The sequence below is a fragment of the Paracoccus sp. SSJ genome (genome assembly GCF_030234105.1).
GTDB classification, from domain to species: Bacteria; Pseudomonadota; Alphaproteobacteria; order Rhodobacterales; family Rhodobacteraceae; genus Paracoccus; species Paracoccus denitrificans.
The window spans coordinates 19,351-34,937 of the sequence record NZ_JASSPE010000031.1 but is presented as its reverse complement, the minus strand read 5'-3'; the positions used below and the strand labels follow the sequence as shown (position 1 = coordinate 34,937).

Genomic DNA, 15,587 nt, shown 5'->3' with positions numbered 1-15,587 from the left:
GCCGGCCAGCTGGCGCTGCGCCTGGGCGGCAATGTGCTGGAGATCGACGACACTGATGCCGGGGGGCAGGCGAGCATCATGGGCGAATACCCGGCGCTTTACGCGCGCATGGCGGAACTGGTGCGCAAGGGTGCATCCGACGTCGATCTCGCTCCCATGCTGCTGGTCGCCGACGCCTTCACCCGCGGGCGGCGGAATGTCGTGGAAAAATTCGAGTTTTGATTCGCATCGCGGATCGCCTTGGCTTCCGTGCGGGTGGCTTCAGGCCGGCACGGTCTCGGGCGCGGTTTCGAAGGCGCGGGCGATCTCGGCCTCGGAGCAGCCATTGGCCAGCATTGCCGCCAGCAGGATGCGTGCCTGCCCGGGCCGCAGCAGTCGGGCATGGATGGCGCCCGCGCGCCGCATGTCATGGCCGCCCCCGCCGCCGCCATAGATCGGCGACAGCAGGCCTTCGGGCACGCGGCTGGACACCACCACCATCACTCCTTGCGCCCGGGCGCGCGAGATGGCTGCGACCAGTTCGGGCGTGGCATTGCCCGAACCCAGGGCCGAGACCACGATGCCCTGCGCGCCGGCGGCAAGGCTGGCCTCGAGATGCAGCCCGTCGCTGCCGGGATGGGTGGCGACGATGTCGACGCGCAAGCCGTCGACCGGGGCCGGCAGCGGACGGGTGACGGTCGCGCCCTCATCGGCCACGCGGCGGAAGGCGTCGGGCGCGTCCGAGGTGAACTTGTAAAGCCCCCAGACCGGCAGCACCCGGCCGCCGAAGGCCAGCGTCACGCCCCCCGGGCGCGGCGGCTGCAATGCGGTGCGGACGGCATCCGTCAGGTTGCGCGCCCCGTCCGAGCGCGGATGGTCCGAGGCGAATTGCGCCCCCGTGAACACCACCGGCTTGCGCGGCGCATGCTGCAATTGCACCAGCAGCGCGGTCTCTTCCATCGCATCGGTGCCGTGCAACGCGACGATGCCGGCGATGCGGGGATCGGCCAGTTCGGTCGCCACCGCATCGCTGATGCGCTGCATGTCGGCCAGTGTCAGGCTGGCGGAGTCCTTGGCCAGCACCTCCTGCGGACGCAAATCGACCGCCATGGACGGCAGCAGCGCCAAAAGATCCTCGGCCCTCAGGCTGGGGCTTGCGGCGCCGTCCGCGCCGCGGCTGCTGGCGATGGTGCCGCCGGTGGCGAGCACCGCCAGCAGCGGGATCTGTCCGGTCCCGGTCACGACATGAGCCGCATGGTTCAGCAATCCCTCCCTTGCAGATCCTTGGCCGGACGGGCGCGCCCGCCTTGCCGCAATCTGTCTGACAGCTCGCGATAACCACAGCCGGCGACGGGGTCAAGCCGTCCCGCGCCCGCGCATGCATGATCTTGCGCACCGGGGCCGAAAGACGATGCTTCATTGCCGGGGCGGGGGCGAAACCGGAAGATCAGGAATTGGCGGGGCGCTGGCTGATGATCCAGGTCATCGCCTGTTCCACCTCGTGCAGGTGGTCGCGCATGGCGGTCCGCGCCTCGGTCTCGGAGCCGGCGGCGATGGCCTCGGCGATGCGGCGATGTTCGTGATTCGAGGTCACGCGGCGATCCGCCATCAGGTTCACCAGTTCGGACTGGCGCATCAGCGAGTCGCGGGAATCGGTGACGATGCGGGCGAACAGCCGGTTGCGGGCGGCCTCGGCGATCAGGCAGTGGAAATCGGAATCCAGCCGCACCCATTTCAGCGCATCCTCCTGCCGCTCCATGCTGTCGCAGAGTTGCAGGAGCCGGGCCATGTCCTCTTCGCTGCGGCGCAGGGCGGCCCAGCCGGCGGCGGGGATCTCGATGAAGGGGCGGGCCTCGATCAACTCGCGCGCCGAGTAGTTGCCATAGGCGAGTTCCGGCGCCTGCCGGTCCGAGATCACGAAGCTGCCGCTGCCGCTGCGGCTGCGCGTCAGACCCAGCGTCTGCAGCGAGCGCATGGCCTCGCGGATGATCGGGCGGCTGACGCCGTAATGCTCGGCCAGCTTGGCCTCGGAAGGCAGCCGGATGCCGACCGGCAAGCGGCCGGCCAATATCGCGCCTCGCAGATCCTCGAACACCGTCTCGGCGGCGTTTTTCCGACTGACCGGGCTCTTTTGGGACAACCAATCAGCCACCTTGTTCATGGCGCCAATGTTGCATGTCAGGCGCACCTGTCAAGCCATGCCTTCGGAGGCTGCGATTTTTACCAATACAGGATGGCCGCGCCGAGCAGTCCCAGCAGTCCGGCGACCTGCGCCATGAAAATCAGGTGATAGATCCTCATCCGCGTGCTCCGCGTTCAGAATCCGGGGGAAATCGCCTTTCATCCTGCCGGCGGCTGCGTGGCTTGGGAAGCCTGATTCCGGGCAGGCTGAACATTTATCAAGTCCCGGCCTTGCGGCCGCGCGGGGTTGCGCCCGTCCTTGCGGTATGGCAGTCAGGGGCCGGCGGCGGCGAACGACCCTTGGCGCGATTCTGCGCCCAAACTCCCCATATCTGACACATCACAGGTTTTCCGATGCGTGATCCCCTGTTCCGCATGGCCCTGCTTCTTGGCCTGCTTTCCGCTGTCGGTCCGTTCGCGATCGACATGTATCTGCCCGCGCTGCCGCAGGTGGCCAGCGACCTGCACACCTCCGAGGCGGGCGCGGCATTGACGCTGACCTCGTATTTCATCGTCTTCGGCATTGCGCAGATGATCTATGGCCCGATGTCCGATGCGGTCGGCCGCAAGAGGCCGCTGGTGATCGGCGTGGCGATCTTTCTGGTTGCCACCGTGGCAGCGAGCCTGGCACCGACCATCGGCTGGCTGATCGCCGCCCGCGCCGTGCAGGGCCTGGGTGCCGCGACGCTGATGGCGGTGCCGCGCGCGGTGATCCGCGACATGGCGACCGGCCCCGCGGCGGCGAAGATGATGGCGGCGATCATGATCGTGATCTCGGTCTCGCCCATGCTGGCGCCGCTGACCGGCTCGGCGGTGATGGCCTGGGGCGGCTGGCGCGAGATCTTCGCCGTGCTCGCCGCCGCCGCGTTGCTGAGCCTGGCGCTGATCCTGTTCGTGCTGCCCGAGACCCTGCCGGCCGAGCGCCGCCGGCCCGTGCGGCTTGCCGCCATGGCGGCGGGGGCGCGGCGGCTGCTGACCGACCGCCGCTTTCTGGGCCTGACGATGATCGGCGGCTTCGGCATGGCCAGCTTCTTCGTGTTCCTGGCTTCGGCGAGCTTCGTCTATACGCGGCAATACGGGCTTAGCCCGACCGGGTTCTCGCTGGCCTTCGCGGTGAATGCGGTGGGCTTCTTCTCGGCCTCGCAATTCGCCGGCCGGCTGGCGGAGCGCTTTGGCATGGAGCGGGTGATCTCGCTGGCGATCACTGGCTTTGCCGGGCTGGCGCTGGTCCTGTCGCTGGTAGTGCTGGCGGGCTTCGACGGGCTGCCCGTGGTCATCGCCGGGCTGTTCCTGGCCAATGCCTGCCTGGGGCTGGTCATGCCGACGGCCATGGTCATGTCGCTGGACCCGCATCCCGACATCGCCGGGCTTGCCTCGTCGCTGGGCGGCACGATCCAGATGCTGACCGGCGGGCTGATGATCGCCGTGACCGGGCCGTTCCTGGACAACACCGCGGCGACCATGGTGCCGGCGATCGCGCTTTGCGCGGCGCTTGCCTGGGGGGCTGCGGCGGCCTCGCTGCCACGGCTGCGCATCCTGGCCTGAGGGTTCAGCCCCAATAGGCGGCAGCGGTGAATTCGCGGCGGGACAGGCCGCGCGCGGCAAGCCGCCGCCGCGCCTCGCGGGCTTCATGCGCGGGGCCGGCGAACCAGACATGACGGTCCTGCGCCGCATCGAAGCCGGCGGCGTCCAGCGCGGCCAGCAGGTCGTCGCAGCGGCTGACGCGCGGGTCGCGGGCCAGTTCGGCCAGATCCGCGGGCGCGGCGCGCAGGACGGCCTGCACCTCGCCCCGCGCCTGGTCCAGCATCCGCGCGATGGCGGGCAGGGCGGTCTCGTCGCCAAAGAGCCACAGCCGGCCGGCTTCGGGGCAACCGCCGCCGCCGGGGCCGATCAGCCCGACCGGATCGCCGGGCCGGGCGCGATCCGCCCAATCGCAGGTCGGGCTGTCCGCATGGCGGAAGATGTCGAAATCCACCCAGTCCCCGCGCTGCGCGGCGACGGTATAGACGGCGCGATGCGGCGCATCCGGCCCCTCGGGCCAGACGGTGCGGCCGCTGGCGGCGATGCGCGGCCAATGCGGCTTGCGCCCGGCCGGCGGCAGCAGCAGGCGGAAATGCAGCGAGCCTTCGCCGAAGCGGGCGGCATCCTCGCCCGAGACGCGGACGCGCAGGAAGCCGGGGGTGCGCGCCGCGACCCCGACCACCCGCATCAGCGACAGGCCGGGGGCCAGCGCGCCCTCGTCGACATTGTCCCAGCGGATGCTCAGGCCCTGCTCCTCGAACAGCGTGGTGGCGGTGTCCTGCAAATTGCCGATCAGCCGCCGCTCGGGTGCGCTGAGTTCAAGCCGGGCCGAGGCCCCGTCGCGGACCAGCGCCAGTTCGCAGCCCCAAAGATGCAGCGCCAGGCTGTCGGGGGTCTCGATCAGGTCGATCTCCCATTCCGCGGCGCGGGCCTTGATCGCGGCCGCCGCCGCCCCCGAGGCCGAGCCGAGGATCCCGGTGCTGCGATAGGGTCTGATCGGGAACATGGCAGGTCTTTCCGGCAGCCAGCATCGCGGCCGGATATATACCCAAGCGAAACTCTCGGCAATACGGTGCCTATGCCGCCCCCTCGCGGTCGAGCAAGGCGCGCTTGCGCGCCACGCCCCAGCGATAGCCCGACAGCGCGCCGTCGCTGCGCACGACGCGGTGGCAGGGGATGGCGACGGCGATCGGGTTCGCGGCGCAGGCTTGCGCCACGGCGCGGCTGGCCTGCGGCTCGCCGATGCGGCGGGCGATCTCGGCATAGCTGGCGGTGGTGCCGGGCGGAATCTGGCGCAGGGCCTGCCAGACGCGCTGCTGGAAGGCGGTGCCGCGGATGTCCAGCGGCAGGTCCAGCCCGATGCCCGGCGCCTCGATGAAGCCGACGATGCGGGCGACCAGCGCCTCGAATTCCGCGTCGCCGCCGATCAGGGTGGCTGCCGGAAAGCGGTCCTGGAAGTCGCGCAACAGCGCCTCGGGGTCGTCGCCAAGCGCGATGGCGCAGATGCCGCGGCGGCTTTGCGCGACCAGGATGGCGCCAAGCGCGCATTGTCCCAGCGCAAAGCGGATTTCGGCCCCCGCGCCGCCCTTGCGCCAGGCCGAGGGCGTCATGCCCAGCATTCCGTCGGCGCCTTCATAGAAGCGGCTGCTCGAGTTGAAGCCCGCCTCGTAGATCGCGCCGGTGACGCTGGCGCCTTGGGCCAGGCGGGCGCGCAGACGGCCGGCGCGATGTGCGGCGGCATAGGCGCGGGGCGTCAGCCCGGTGACCGCCTTGAACTGGCGGTGAAAGTGGAACGGGCTCAGCCCCGCCGCCTCGGCCAGCGCCTGAAGGGTGGGCGGCGTCTCGGCCTGCTCGATCAGGCGACAGGCGGCGGCGACCAGCGCGGCATTGGCCTCGGCGGCCGATGCACCCCTGGGGTTGCAGCGCCGGCAGGGGCGAAAGCCCGCCGCCTCGGCCTGATCGGGCGAGGCGTAGAGGGTCACGTTCTGCGGCTTTGCCCGCCGCGACGGGCAGGAGGGGCGGCAATAGACCCCGGTGGTGCGCACGGCATAGACGAAGCTGCCGTCGGCCGCCGCGTCGCGCGCCAGCACCCGCTGCCAGCGCGGGTCGCTTTCGGTCGGGATCGGGGTGTGGTCCATGGCAGGAACCTTTCTGCTGCGTCATTCCTGCTATCATATCTAGGGCCGGCCGACGACCGCCGCACTCCGCCGCTTGCGGTCAAATCCGCGCTTTCAGGGGATGTTCAGCGCCGTGTCCAGCAGGGTGTTGGGCTGGACCAGCGCCGCCAGCGCGGCGGGGTCGGTAATGGTGACGCGCATGCCGTCGATATGCACGCCATGGTCGCGCAGCGCCTTGAAGGCGCGCGACAGGCTTTCCGGCGTCATCCCCAGATACGAGGCCAGCAGCCGCTTTTCCTGCGGCAGCACGAAGCCCTGCGCGCCGCCGGTATCGAGCGATCTTTGCCAAAGATAAGCGCCCAGCCTTTCGCGGGCGTTGCGCAGCTTGAGGTTCTTGGCATGGCGGACGAAGTTGCGATAGCCCTCGGAAAGCTCCTGCACCGTGGCCAGGGCAAAGCCGTGGTCGCGGGCAAAGGCGGCGCGCACGTCCACCGCCGGGATCAGCACGATGCGAGAGCGCCGCAAGGTGCGCGCCGACATCAGATAGGGCGCGTCGCGCATGCAGGCGGCCAGGATGAAGGTGGCGACCGGCTGGACCACGGCCATGGTGGTGTCGCGGTCCTGCCAGTTGGCGTAAAGCTCGACCGCGCCCTCCAGCACCACATGCAGGAAATTCGCGACCTCGCCCTGACGGATCAGTTCCAGTTGCGCGGGAAAGACCTGGTCATAGGCCGCATGCATCAGCGCGTCGAAGGCCGGGCTGGTCATGTTGCGAAACAGCGGCAGGTTGCGGATGTCGTTGCGGTCCTCTTCGCGCATATGGGTCGTCCTGCGTGGTGTTGGTGGAATCGGCGTCACGCTTGCAAAAATCTTGATTTAAGTCAATCATCAAATCCATATTTGTCATGAACCGTGGCGGCATATGCAGGCTGCCGATTTGAGAAGTCACCAGATCGGACAGTGCAGAATCCAAATCCGGTCGGTTTTCCCGGGCCGGCCGGACAAAGTTGATCCAGATCAAACCTCGCGAAAGGGGCCCGTGCTGGGTGAGCGTCGAAACAGCGCGCGAAAGTCCCAATCGGAGCATCCGCCATGCCGGACCCAAGTTCCTTTCCCCCGATGCAGCAGCAAAAGGCGCTGTGGCTCAGCACCACCGCCTTCACGCTGTGCTTCGCCGTCTGGACGATCTTTTCCATCATCGGCATCACCATCAAGGAAGAGCTCGGCCTGACCGAGTTCGAATACGGTGTGCTGATCGCCACGCCCATCCTGACCGGCTCGCTGGTGCGGCTGATCCTGGGTGTCTGGACCGAACGCTATGGCGGGCGGCTGGTGTTTTCGCTGCAGATGCTGTTCACCGGCATCGCCACCTGGGCGCTGACCTGGGCCGAGAGCTATGCCGGCTTCCTGCTGGCCGCGCTGGGCGTGGGCATGGCGGGCGGCTCGTTCATCATCGGCGTCGCCTATGTCTCGAAATGGTTCCCGGCCCAGCGGCAGGGCACCGCGCTCGGCATCTTCGGCATGGGCAACGTGGGCGCGGCGGTGACCAAGTTCATCGCGCCCTTCATCCTGGTCGCCTGGGGCTGGCAGGCCGTGGCGCAGATCTGGGCGGTGGGCATCGCGCTGATGGGCGTGGTCTTCCTGCTGGTCGCCCGCGACGATCCCGATTTCGAGGCCCGCCGCGCCCAGGGCATCGCCGCGCCGACGCTGGCCGAGCAATTCGCGCCGCTGAAGAAGCTGCAGGTCTGGCGCTTCGCGCTTTACTATTTCTTCGTCTTCGGCGGTTTCGTCGCCCTGGCGCTGTGGCTGCCGCATTACCTGACGCAGGTCTATGGCGTCGACCTGCGGGTCGCGGGCATGGCGGCGGCGGCCTTCAGCCTGTCGGCCAGCATCTTCCGCGCCTATGGCGGCGTGCTGTCGGACCGTTTCGGCGCGCGCACGGTGATGTATTGGACCTTCGGCTTCAGCGCCCTGTTCCTGTTCATGCTGTCCTATCCGCCGACCGACTATACCATCCGCGGCAAGGACGGGCTGATCTCGTTCTCGACCGAGATGGGGCTCTGGCCCTTCGTGGTCACGCTGTTCGCGCTGGGCTTCTTCATGAGCCTGGGCAAGGCTGCGATCTTCAAGCATATCCCGGTCTATTACCCGAACCATGTCGGGGCGGTCGGCGGGCTTGTCGGCATGATCGGCGGCCTGGGCGGCTTCATCCTGCCCATCGTCTTTGGCGCGCTTCTGGACCTGACCGGGATCTGGACCTCCAGCTTTGCGCTGCTGTTCCTGGTGGTCGTCGTCTCGATGGCCTGGATGCATCTGTCGATCCGCGCCATGGAGCGCCGCGCGCAGGGCCGGGCCCTGGACCGGCTGCCGAACTTTCCCGAACTGGCCGAGGTGCATGACCCCGAGCGCACGGTGATGCCGCGCGTGCTGGACGACTGGCGCCCCGAGAACCCGACCTTCTGGGCCGAGCAGGGCCGCAAGATCGCCAGGCGCAACCTGTGGATCTCGATCCCCGCCCTGACGCTGGCCTTCGCGGTCTGGATGGTCTGGTCGGTGGTGGTGGCCAAGCTGCCGCTGATCGGCTTCGACTTCACCCAGGACCAGCTGTTCTGGCTGGCGGCGCTGCCGGCGCTGTCCGGCGCCACGCTGCGCATCTTCTACAGCTTCATGGTGCCGATCTTTGGCGGGCGGCTGTGGACCACGCTGTCCACCGCCTCGCTGCTGATCCCGGCCATGGGCATCGGCTATGCGGTGCAGGATCCCTCGACGCCCTATCTGATCTTCGTGGTGCTGGCGCTGCTTTGCGGGCTGGGCGGCGCGAACTTCGCCTCGTCCATGGCCAATATCAGCTTCTTCTTCCCCAAGGCCGAAAAGGGCAACGCGCTGGGGCTGAACGCGGGCCTGGGCAACCTGGGCGTGTCGCTGATGCAGTTCCTGGTGCCCATCGTCATCACCGCCGGCGTCTTCGGCGCCATGGGCGGCGCCCCGCAAGAGCTTTCGGACGGCGGGCGGCTGTGGATGCAGAACGCGGGCTTCGTCTGGGTGCCCTTCATCATCGCCTCGACCATCGCGGCATGGCTGGGCATGAACGACATCACCGATGCCCGCGCCAGCTTCCGCGAGCAGGCGGTGATCTTCACCCGCAAGCACAACTGGGTGATGTGCCTGCTCTATATCGGCACCTTCGGCAGCTTCATCGGCTATTCGGCGGGCTTTCCGCTGCTGACCGGCCTGGCCTTCCCGAACGTGAACGCGCTGCAATTCGTCTTTCTCGGCCCGCTGGTCGGTGCGCTCAGCCGCGCAGGAACGGGCTGGCTGTCCGACCGGGTCGGCGGCGGGCGGGTGACCTTCTGGGTCTTTGCCGGCATGATCGCCTCGGTGGGGCTGGTCATCGTCTCGCTGCAGGCGCTGTCCTTCTGGGGCTTCTTCGCGGGCTTCATGGCGCTGTTCTTCTTTACCGGGGTCGGCAATTCCTCGACCTTCCAGATGATCCCGGTGATCATGCGCAAGGAAGTCGCGCGGCTCGAGCCGCAGCTTTCGCCCGAGGATCGTCGCCGCCAGTCCGACCGCGAATCCGCCGCGATCATCGCCTTCACCAGCGCGATCGGCGCCTATGGCGGGTTCTTCATCCCCAAGGCTTACGGCAGCTCGATCGCCCTGACCGGATCGGCGCTTGGCGCGCTCTGGGCCTTCCTGGGCTTCTATGTGCTGTGCCTTGCCGTGACCTGGGTGTTCTACACCCGTCCGGGCGGCCTTCTGCACGACATCGAACGCGGCCGCGCCCCTTCCGGCGCCGCTACCCCCGCCTGACATAGGAGACAGCCATGAGCCATCTGCTGGACCGCCTGAACTTCCTGAAACCCACGCGCAAGGACGTGTTTTCGGAAGGGCATGGCCAGACCACGACCGAGAACCGCGACTGGGAGGACACCTATCGCTCGCGCTGGCGGCACGACAAGATCGTGCGCTCGACCCATGGGGTGAACTGCACGGGCTCATGCTCGTGGAAGATCTATGTCAAGTCCGGCATCGTCACCTGGGAAACGCAGCAGACCGACTATCCCCGCACAAGGCCGGACCTGCCCAACCACGAGCCGCGCGGCTGCGCGCGCGGCGCCTCATACAGCTGGTATCTTTACTCCGCGAACCGGATGAAGACGCCGCTGATCCGCGGCCGGCTGATGAAGCTGTGGCGCGAAAAGCGCAAGACCATGACGCCCATCCAGGCATGGACCGCGATCCAGAACGACCCGCAGGCCCGCGAAAGCTATACCCGCATCCGCGGCAAGGGCGGCTTCGTGCGCGCGACCTGGGACGAGGCGACCGAGATCACCGCCGCCGCCAACGCCTATACCGCCCGGACATACGGCCCCGACCGGGTCTTCGGCTTTTCGCCGATCCCGGCCATGTCGATGATCTCCTATGCGGCGGGCACGCGCTACCTGTCGCTTCTGGGCGGCACCTGCATGTCCTTTTACGACTGGTATTGCGACCTGCCGCCGGCCAGCCCGCAGACCTGGGGCGAACAGACCGACGTGCCGGAATCGGCGGACTGGTATAATGCGGGCTACCTGCTGCTCTGGGGCTCGAACGTGCCGCAGACCCGCACGCCCGACGCGCATTTCTATACCGAGGCGCGCTATCGCGGCACCAAGTCGGCGGTGATCTGCCCCGACTATTCCGAGGCGGCGAAGTTCGGCGACATCTGGCTGAACGCGAAGCAGGGCACCGATGCGGCGCTTGGCATGGCCTTCGGCCATGTCATCCTGCGCGAATTTCACCTGGACCGGCAGGCCGAGTATTTCGAGGATTACTGCCGGCGCTATTCCGACATGCCGATGCTGGTGCGGCTGGACGAGCGTGACGGCCGCCTGATCCCCGGTCGCCAGTTGCGCGCCAGCGATTTCGACGGCGCGCTGGGACAGTCGAACAACCCGGAATGGAAGACGGTGGCCATCGACGAGGCCACGGATCGCATCGTGGTCCCGAACGGCTCGGTCGGTTTCCGCTGGGGCGAAGAGGGGCGCTGGAACCTGGAGCAGAAGGCCGGAGGGGACGAGGTCCGGCTGAAGATGAGCCTGATCCTGGACGAGGACCGCGATGACGTGCTTGGCGTCGACTTCCCCTATTTCGGCGGAGCCGCGACCAACGGCTTCGCGGTGGACGACCGCGGCGGGGTGCTGACTCGCAACGTGCCGGTCAAGCGCCTGACCCTGGCCAATGGCGAGGAGGCGCTGGTCGCCACGGTCTTCGACCTGTTCTGCGCCAATTACAGCCTGGACCGGGGCCTGGGCGGCGAGAACGTTGCCCGCGACTACGACGCCGACGTGCCGTTCACCCCCGCCTGGGCCGAGCGCATCACCGGCGTGCGTCGCGACAAGATCATCCAGGTCGCCCGCGAATTCGCCGCCAATGCCGAAAAGACCAACGGGCGGTCGATGATCATCATCGGCGCGGCGATGAACCACTGGTTCCACATGGACATGAACTATCGCGCCGTCATCAACATGCTGGTGATGTGCGGCTGCGTCGGCCAATCGGGCGGCGGCTGGGCGCATTACGTCGGCCAGGAAAAGCTGCGCCCGCAGACCGGCTGGACGGCGCTGGCCTTTGCGCTGGACTGGGCGCGGCCGCCGCGGCACATGAACTCGACCTCGGCCTGGTATGCCCATACCGACCAGTGGCGCTATGAGACGGTGAGCACGCAGGAAATCCTGTCGCCCACAGCGCCGGCGGGCGACTGGAGCCGGCTCAGCCTGATCGACTACAACATCCGGGCCGAGCGCATGGGCTGGCTGCCCTCGGCCCCGCAACTGCGCACCAACCCGCTGGAGGTCGGCCATGCGGCAAAGGCCGAAGGCATCCCCGCCAGGGACTATGTTGCGCGCGAGCTGAAATCCGGCGCGTTGCAGATGTCCTGCGAGGACCCGGATGCGCCCGAGAACTGGCCGCGCAACCTGTTCGTCTGGCGCTCGAACCTGCTGGGTTCCTCGGGCAAGGGGCACGAATATTTCCTCAAGCACCTGCTCGGCACCGATCACGGCGTGCAGGGCAAGGATCTGGGCGAGGAGGGGCGCCAGAAGCCGGTCGAGGCGGTCTGGCACGACCAGGCGCCGCAAGGCAAGCTGGACCTGCTGGTCACCATCGACTTCCGCATGTCCACCACCGCCGTCTATGCCGACATCGTCCTGCCGACTGCCAGCTGGTATGAAAAGGACGACATGAACACCTCGGACATGCATCCGTTCATCCACCCGCTGCAAGCGGCGGTGGACCCGGCATACGAGTCCAGGAGCGACTGGGAGATCTTCAAGTCCATCGCCCGCAAGTTCTCGGAAATCGCGCCCGAAGTGCTGGGGGTCGAGACCGACGTGGTCCAGCTTCCCCTGCAGCACGACAGCGCCGGCGAGATCGCCCAGCCCTTCGTGCAGGACTGGAAGCAGGGCGAATGCGAGTTGATCCCCGGCAAGACCGCGCCCGCCTATATCGAGATCGAGCGAGACTATCCGAACCTCTACAAGCGCTTCACCGCGCTGGGCCCGCTGATGGAAAAGCTGGGCAATGGCGGCAAGGGCATCTCCTGGGACACCAGGGACGAGGTGCATCACCTGCAGGCGCTGAACGGCCGCGTGACCGAAGAGGGCGCGACCAAGGGCATGGCGCGGATCGAGACGGCGATCGACGCCGCCGAAGTGGTGCTGATGCTGGCGCCCGAAACCAATGGCGAGGTGGCGGTCAAGGCATGGGACGCGCTGTCCCGCGCCACGGGACGCGAGCACAGGCACCTGGCCGAGGTCAAGGAGGATGAGAAGATCCGCTTCCGCGACATCGCCGCCCAGCCACGGAAGATCATCTCGTCCCCCACCTGGTCGGGCATCGAAAGCGAGGAGGTCTGCTACAACGCCGGCTGGACCAACGTGCATGAGCTGATCCCGTGGCGCACCGTCTCGGGCCGCCAGCAGCTTTACCAGGACCACGAATGGATGCGCGCCTTTGGCGAGGGCTTCGTGACCTGGCGCCCGCCGGTCGACCTCAAGACTGTGGGCGCGGATGCGAGGAAGTCGCTGGCCGCGGGCGAAAAGCACGTGGTGCTGAACTTCCTGACCCCGCACCAGAAATGGGGCATCCACTCGACCTATACCGACAACCTCTTGATGCTGACGCTGAACCGCGGCGGCCCGGTGGTGTGGATCTCGGAAATCGACGCCAGGAAAGCCGGGCTGGTCGACAACGACTGGGTCGAGGTCTTCAACAGCAATGGCGTCATCACCGCCCGCGCGGTGGTCAGCCAGCGCATGAAGGAAGGCAGCATGTTCATGTATCACGCCCAGGAAAAGATCGTGAACACGCCCGGCAGCCAGATCACCAACCTGCGCGGCGGCATCCACAACTCGGTGACGCGCATCGTGCCCAAGCCCACCCACATGATCGGCGGCTATGCCCAGTTGGCCTATGGCTTCAACTATTACGGCACCGTGGGCGCGAACCGGGACGAATTCGTCATCGTCCGCAAGATGAACAAGGTCGACTGGCTCGACCGACCCCTGGAAACGGGCCCCGCAACCCAAGGTATGGAGGCAGCGGAATGAAAGTGCGTGCGCAAATCGGCATGGTGCTGAACTTGGACAAGTGTATCGGCTGCCATACCTGCTCGGTGACCTGCAAGAACGTCTGGACCTCGCGCGAGGGCGTCGAATACGCCTGGTTCAACAATGTCGAGACCAAGCCCGGCATCGGCTATCCCAAGGATTGGGAGAACCAGAAGCGCTGGAACGGCGGCTGGGTGCGGACCCGCTCGGGGCATCTGCAACCCAAGCAGGGCGGCAAGTGGCGGATCCTGGCGAATATCTTCGCCAACCCCGACCTGCCCGAGATCGACGATTTCTACGAGCCCTTCGATTTCGACTACGACCACCTGAAATCGGCGCCCGAGATGCAGGCTTTCCCGACCGCCCGGCCGCGATCCAAGATCTCGGGCGAGCGGATGGAAAAGATCGAATGGGGCCCGAACTGGGAGGAAATCCTGGGCGGCGAGTTCGAGAAACGCAGCAAGGACTACAACTTCGAGGGCATCCAGAAGGACATCTACGGCGAATACGAAAACACCTTCATGATGTATCTGCCGAGGCTTTGCGAGCATTGCCTCAACCCGGCCTGCGTCGCCTCCTGCCCCTCGGGCGCGATCTACAAGCGCGAAGAGGACGGGGTGGTGCTGATCGACCAGGACAAGTGCCGGGGCTGGCGGATGTGCGTCTCGGGCTGCCCCTACAAGAAGATCTATTACAACTGGTCCACCGGAAAGTCGGAAAAATGCATCCTCTGCTATCCGCGCCTTGAATCGGGCCAGCCCACGGTCTGCTCGGAAACCTGCGTCGGCCGCATCCGTTATCTGGGCGTGATGCTTTACGACGCGGACAAGATCGCCGAGGCCGCTGCGGCGGAATCGGAAATGGATCTTTACGACGCGCAGCTCGGCGTCTTCCTGGACCCCAACGACCCCGAGGTGATCGCCGCCGCCCGTGCCGAGGGCGTGCCCGAGGACTGGATCAAGGGCGCGCAGAAATCGCCGATCTGGAAGATGGCGATGGAATGGAAGATCGCCTTCCCGCTGCACCCGGAATATCGCACCCTGCCGATGGTCTGGTATGTGCCGCCGCTGTCGCCGATCCAGAACGCCGCCGAGGCGGGCAAGATCGCCGCCCAGGACGACATGCCCGACGTGCGCAGCCTGCGCATCCCGCTGCGCTATCTGGCGAACATGCTGACCGCGGGGGACGAGGCGCCCGTCGCCGCCGCGCTGGAGCGGATGCTGGCCATGCGCAGCTACATGCGCTCGAAAACGCTGGACGGGGTGGTCAACCTGGGCGTCGCCAAGCGCGTCGGCCTGACGCCGCAGCAGATCGACGAGATGTATCACCTGCTCGCCATCGCCAATTACGAGGATCGCTTCGTCATCCCGACCACCCATCGCGAGATCGTCGAGGATGCCTATGACCTGCGCGGGGGCTGCGGCTTCACCGACGGGCATGGCTGCTCGTCGGGCGACAGCCCCTCGCTCTTCGGCGGCAAGAAGTTTCGCAGCCCGCAGGAGTTCATCGCATGAAAAGCTTCCGAGCCCTTTCCGCGCTGCTCAGCTATCCCAGCGAGGATCTGATCGCCGCACTGCCCGAAATCGACGCAATCCTGCAGGCCGAGGGGCTGTTCGGCCCCAAGCGCATGGAGGAAATCCGCCGCCTGCTGCATGAGCTGCGGCAGGGCGACCTCTACGATCTTCAGGAGCGCTATGTGCTGCTGTTCGACCGCTCGCGCAGCCTGTCGCTGAACCTGTTCGAGCATGTGCATGGCGAAAGCCGCGACCGCGGCGGCGCCATGGTGGACCTGCTGGAGACCTATCGCGCCGGCGGCTTCGACCTGGTCGGGTCGGAACTGCCCGACCACCTGCCGGTGCTGCTGGAATACCTCTCGACCCGGCCCCTGCCCGAGGCGGAGGCGCTCCTGGCCGATGCGTCCCATATCCTCGTTGCGCTGGCCGAACGGCTGACGCGGCGCGAGACGGCCTATGCCGGCGTGCTCAGCGCGTTGGTGACGCTGGTCGTGACCGAGCCGGCCGCGCTGCCCGAGGAACTGGCCGCCGTCCCCGACGACGACCCCGAGGACCTGGCGGCGCTGGATGCCGTCTGGGAAGAGGCGCAGGTCACCTTCGGCCCCGATCCCAATGCCGGCTGCCCGGTCAGCCGCGACATCCTTGCCCGCATGGACGCCCCGCGCGTCGCCAACCCGGCGCAATGA

At 67.3% G+C, this 15,587-nt stretch carries 10 protein-coding genes and 1 pseudogene; 6 read left to right on the top strand and 5 right to left on the bottom strand.

All coding sequences use genetic code 11. The features are described from left to right. Positions 1-222: pseudogene (locus tag QPR87_RS21500) on the top strand (gfo/Idh/MocA family oxidoreductase); the annotation flags it as partial. Positions 223-261: 39 nt separating this feature from the next. Here QPR87_RS21500 and QPR87_RS21495 read toward each other — a convergent pair. Further along, positions 262-1,245 (bottom strand): asparaginase, encoded by a 984-nt coding sequence (locus QPR87_RS21495; RefSeq protein WP_011750473.1) that lies wholly within the window; start codon positions 1,243-1,245, stop codon positions 262-264. 181 nt (positions 1,246-1,426) lie between these two features. Continuing rightward, positions 1,427-2,119, bottom strand: a complete 693-nt coding sequence (locus tag QPR87_RS21490; protein WP_230999934.1) for a FadR/GntR family transcriptional regulator — start codon at positions 2,117-2,119, stop codon at positions 1,427-1,429. A 395-nt stretch (positions 2,120-2,514) separates the two neighbouring features. Between QPR87_RS21490 and QPR87_RS21485 the strand changes: the two genes are divergently transcribed. Beyond that, positions 2,515-3,705 carry a multidrug effflux MFS transporter gene (locus tag QPR87_RS21485; protein ID WP_285051293.1) on the top strand — a complete coding sequence of 397 codons (1,191 nt, stop codon included), beginning with the start codon at positions 2,515-2,517 and terminating at the stop codon, positions 3,703-3,705. 4 nt (positions 3,706-3,709) lie between these two features. Here QPR87_RS21485 and QPR87_RS21480 read toward each other — a convergent pair whose 3' ends face one another. From QPR87_RS21480 to QPR87_RS21470, 3 genes are all read right to left on the bottom strand, one after another. Then, on the bottom strand, positions 3,710-4,687 hold the full coding sequence (locus QPR87_RS21480; protein WP_285051292.1) for a siderophore-interacting protein: 978 nt from the start codon (positions 4,685-4,687) through the stop codon (positions 3,710-3,712). Between the two features lie 70 nt (positions 4,688-4,757). Next, complete coding sequence (gene ada, locus QPR87_RS21475; RefSeq protein ID WP_285051291.1) at positions 4,758-5,819, bottom strand: bifunctional DNA-binding transcriptional regulator/O6-methylguanine-DNA methyltransferase Ada; 1,062 nt, start codon at positions 5,817-5,819, stop codon at positions 4,758-4,760. Positions 5,820-5,912: 93 nt separating this feature from the next. Continuing rightward, entirely contained in the window at positions 5,913-6,617 is a 705-nt protein-coding gene (locus tag QPR87_RS21470) for a helix-turn-helix domain-containing protein (protein ID WP_011750467.1), read from the bottom strand. A 273-nt stretch (positions 6,618-6,890) separates the two neighbouring features. Here QPR87_RS21470 and QPR87_RS21465 point away from each other — a divergent pair, with 273 nt between their 5' ends. From QPR87_RS21465 to narJ, 4 genes are read left to right on the top strand one after another with little or no spacing between them, the layout of a single operon-like run. Continuing rightward, on the top strand, positions 6,891-9,608 hold the full coding sequence (locus tag QPR87_RS21465; protein WP_104493890.1) for a nitrate/nitrite transporter: 2,718 nt from the start codon (positions 6,891-6,893) through the stop codon (positions 9,606-9,608). A 14-nt stretch (positions 9,609-9,622) separates the two neighbouring features. Next, a complete protein-coding gene (locus QPR87_RS21460; RefSeq protein WP_285051290.1) occupies positions 9,623-13,387 on the top strand; it encodes a nitrate reductase subunit alpha in 3,765 nt (1,254 codons plus the stop codon). Next, positions 13,384-14,901, top strand: a complete 1,518-nt coding sequence (narH, locus tag QPR87_RS21455; protein WP_230999931.1) for a nitrate reductase subunit beta — start codon at positions 13,384-13,386, stop codon at positions 14,899-14,901. The genes QPR87_RS21460 and narH overlap by 4 nt, the downstream gene beginning before the upstream one ends. Further along, the gene (narJ, locus tag QPR87_RS21450; protein ID WP_011750463.1) at positions 14,898-15,587 is read left to right on the top strand and encodes a nitrate reductase molybdenum cofactor assembly chaperone; all 690 of its coding nucleotides are present in this window, start codon (positions 14,898-14,900) and stop codon (positions 15,585-15,587) included. The genes narH and narJ overlap by 4 nt, the downstream gene beginning before the upstream one ends.

Bases quoted from the DNA above. Each gene is read 5' to 3' on its own strand.
- QPR87_RS21485 (WP_285051293.1), top strand. From the start codon at position 2,515: ATGCGTGATCCCCTGTTCCGCATGGCCCTGCTTCTTGGCCTGCTTTCC.
- QPR87_RS21480 (WP_285051292.1), bottom strand. From the start codon at position 4,687: ATGTTCCCGATCAGACCCTATCGCAGCACCGGGATCCTCGGCTCGGCC.
- ada (WP_285051291.1), bottom strand. From the start codon at position 5,819: ATGGACCACACCCCGATCCCGACCGAAAGCGACCCGCGCTGGCAGCGG.
- QPR87_RS21470 (WP_011750467.1), bottom strand. From the start codon at position 6,617: ATGCGCGAAGAGGACCGCAACGACATCCGCAACCTGCCGCTGTTTCGC.
- QPR87_RS21465 (WP_104493890.1), top strand. From the start codon at position 6,891: ATGCCGGACCCAAGTTCCTTTCCCCCGATGCAGCAGCAAAAGGCGCTG.
- QPR87_RS21460 (WP_285051290.1), top strand. From the start codon at position 9,623: ATGAGCCATCTGCTGGACCGCCTGAACTTCCTGAAACCCACGCGCAAG.
- narH (WP_230999931.1), top strand. From the start codon at position 13,384: ATGAAAGTGCGTGCGCAAATCGGCATGGTGCTGAACTTGGACAAGTGT.
- narJ (WP_011750463.1), top strand. From the start codon at position 14,898: ATGAAAAGCTTCCGAGCCCTTTCCGCGCTGCTCAGCTATCCCAGCGAG.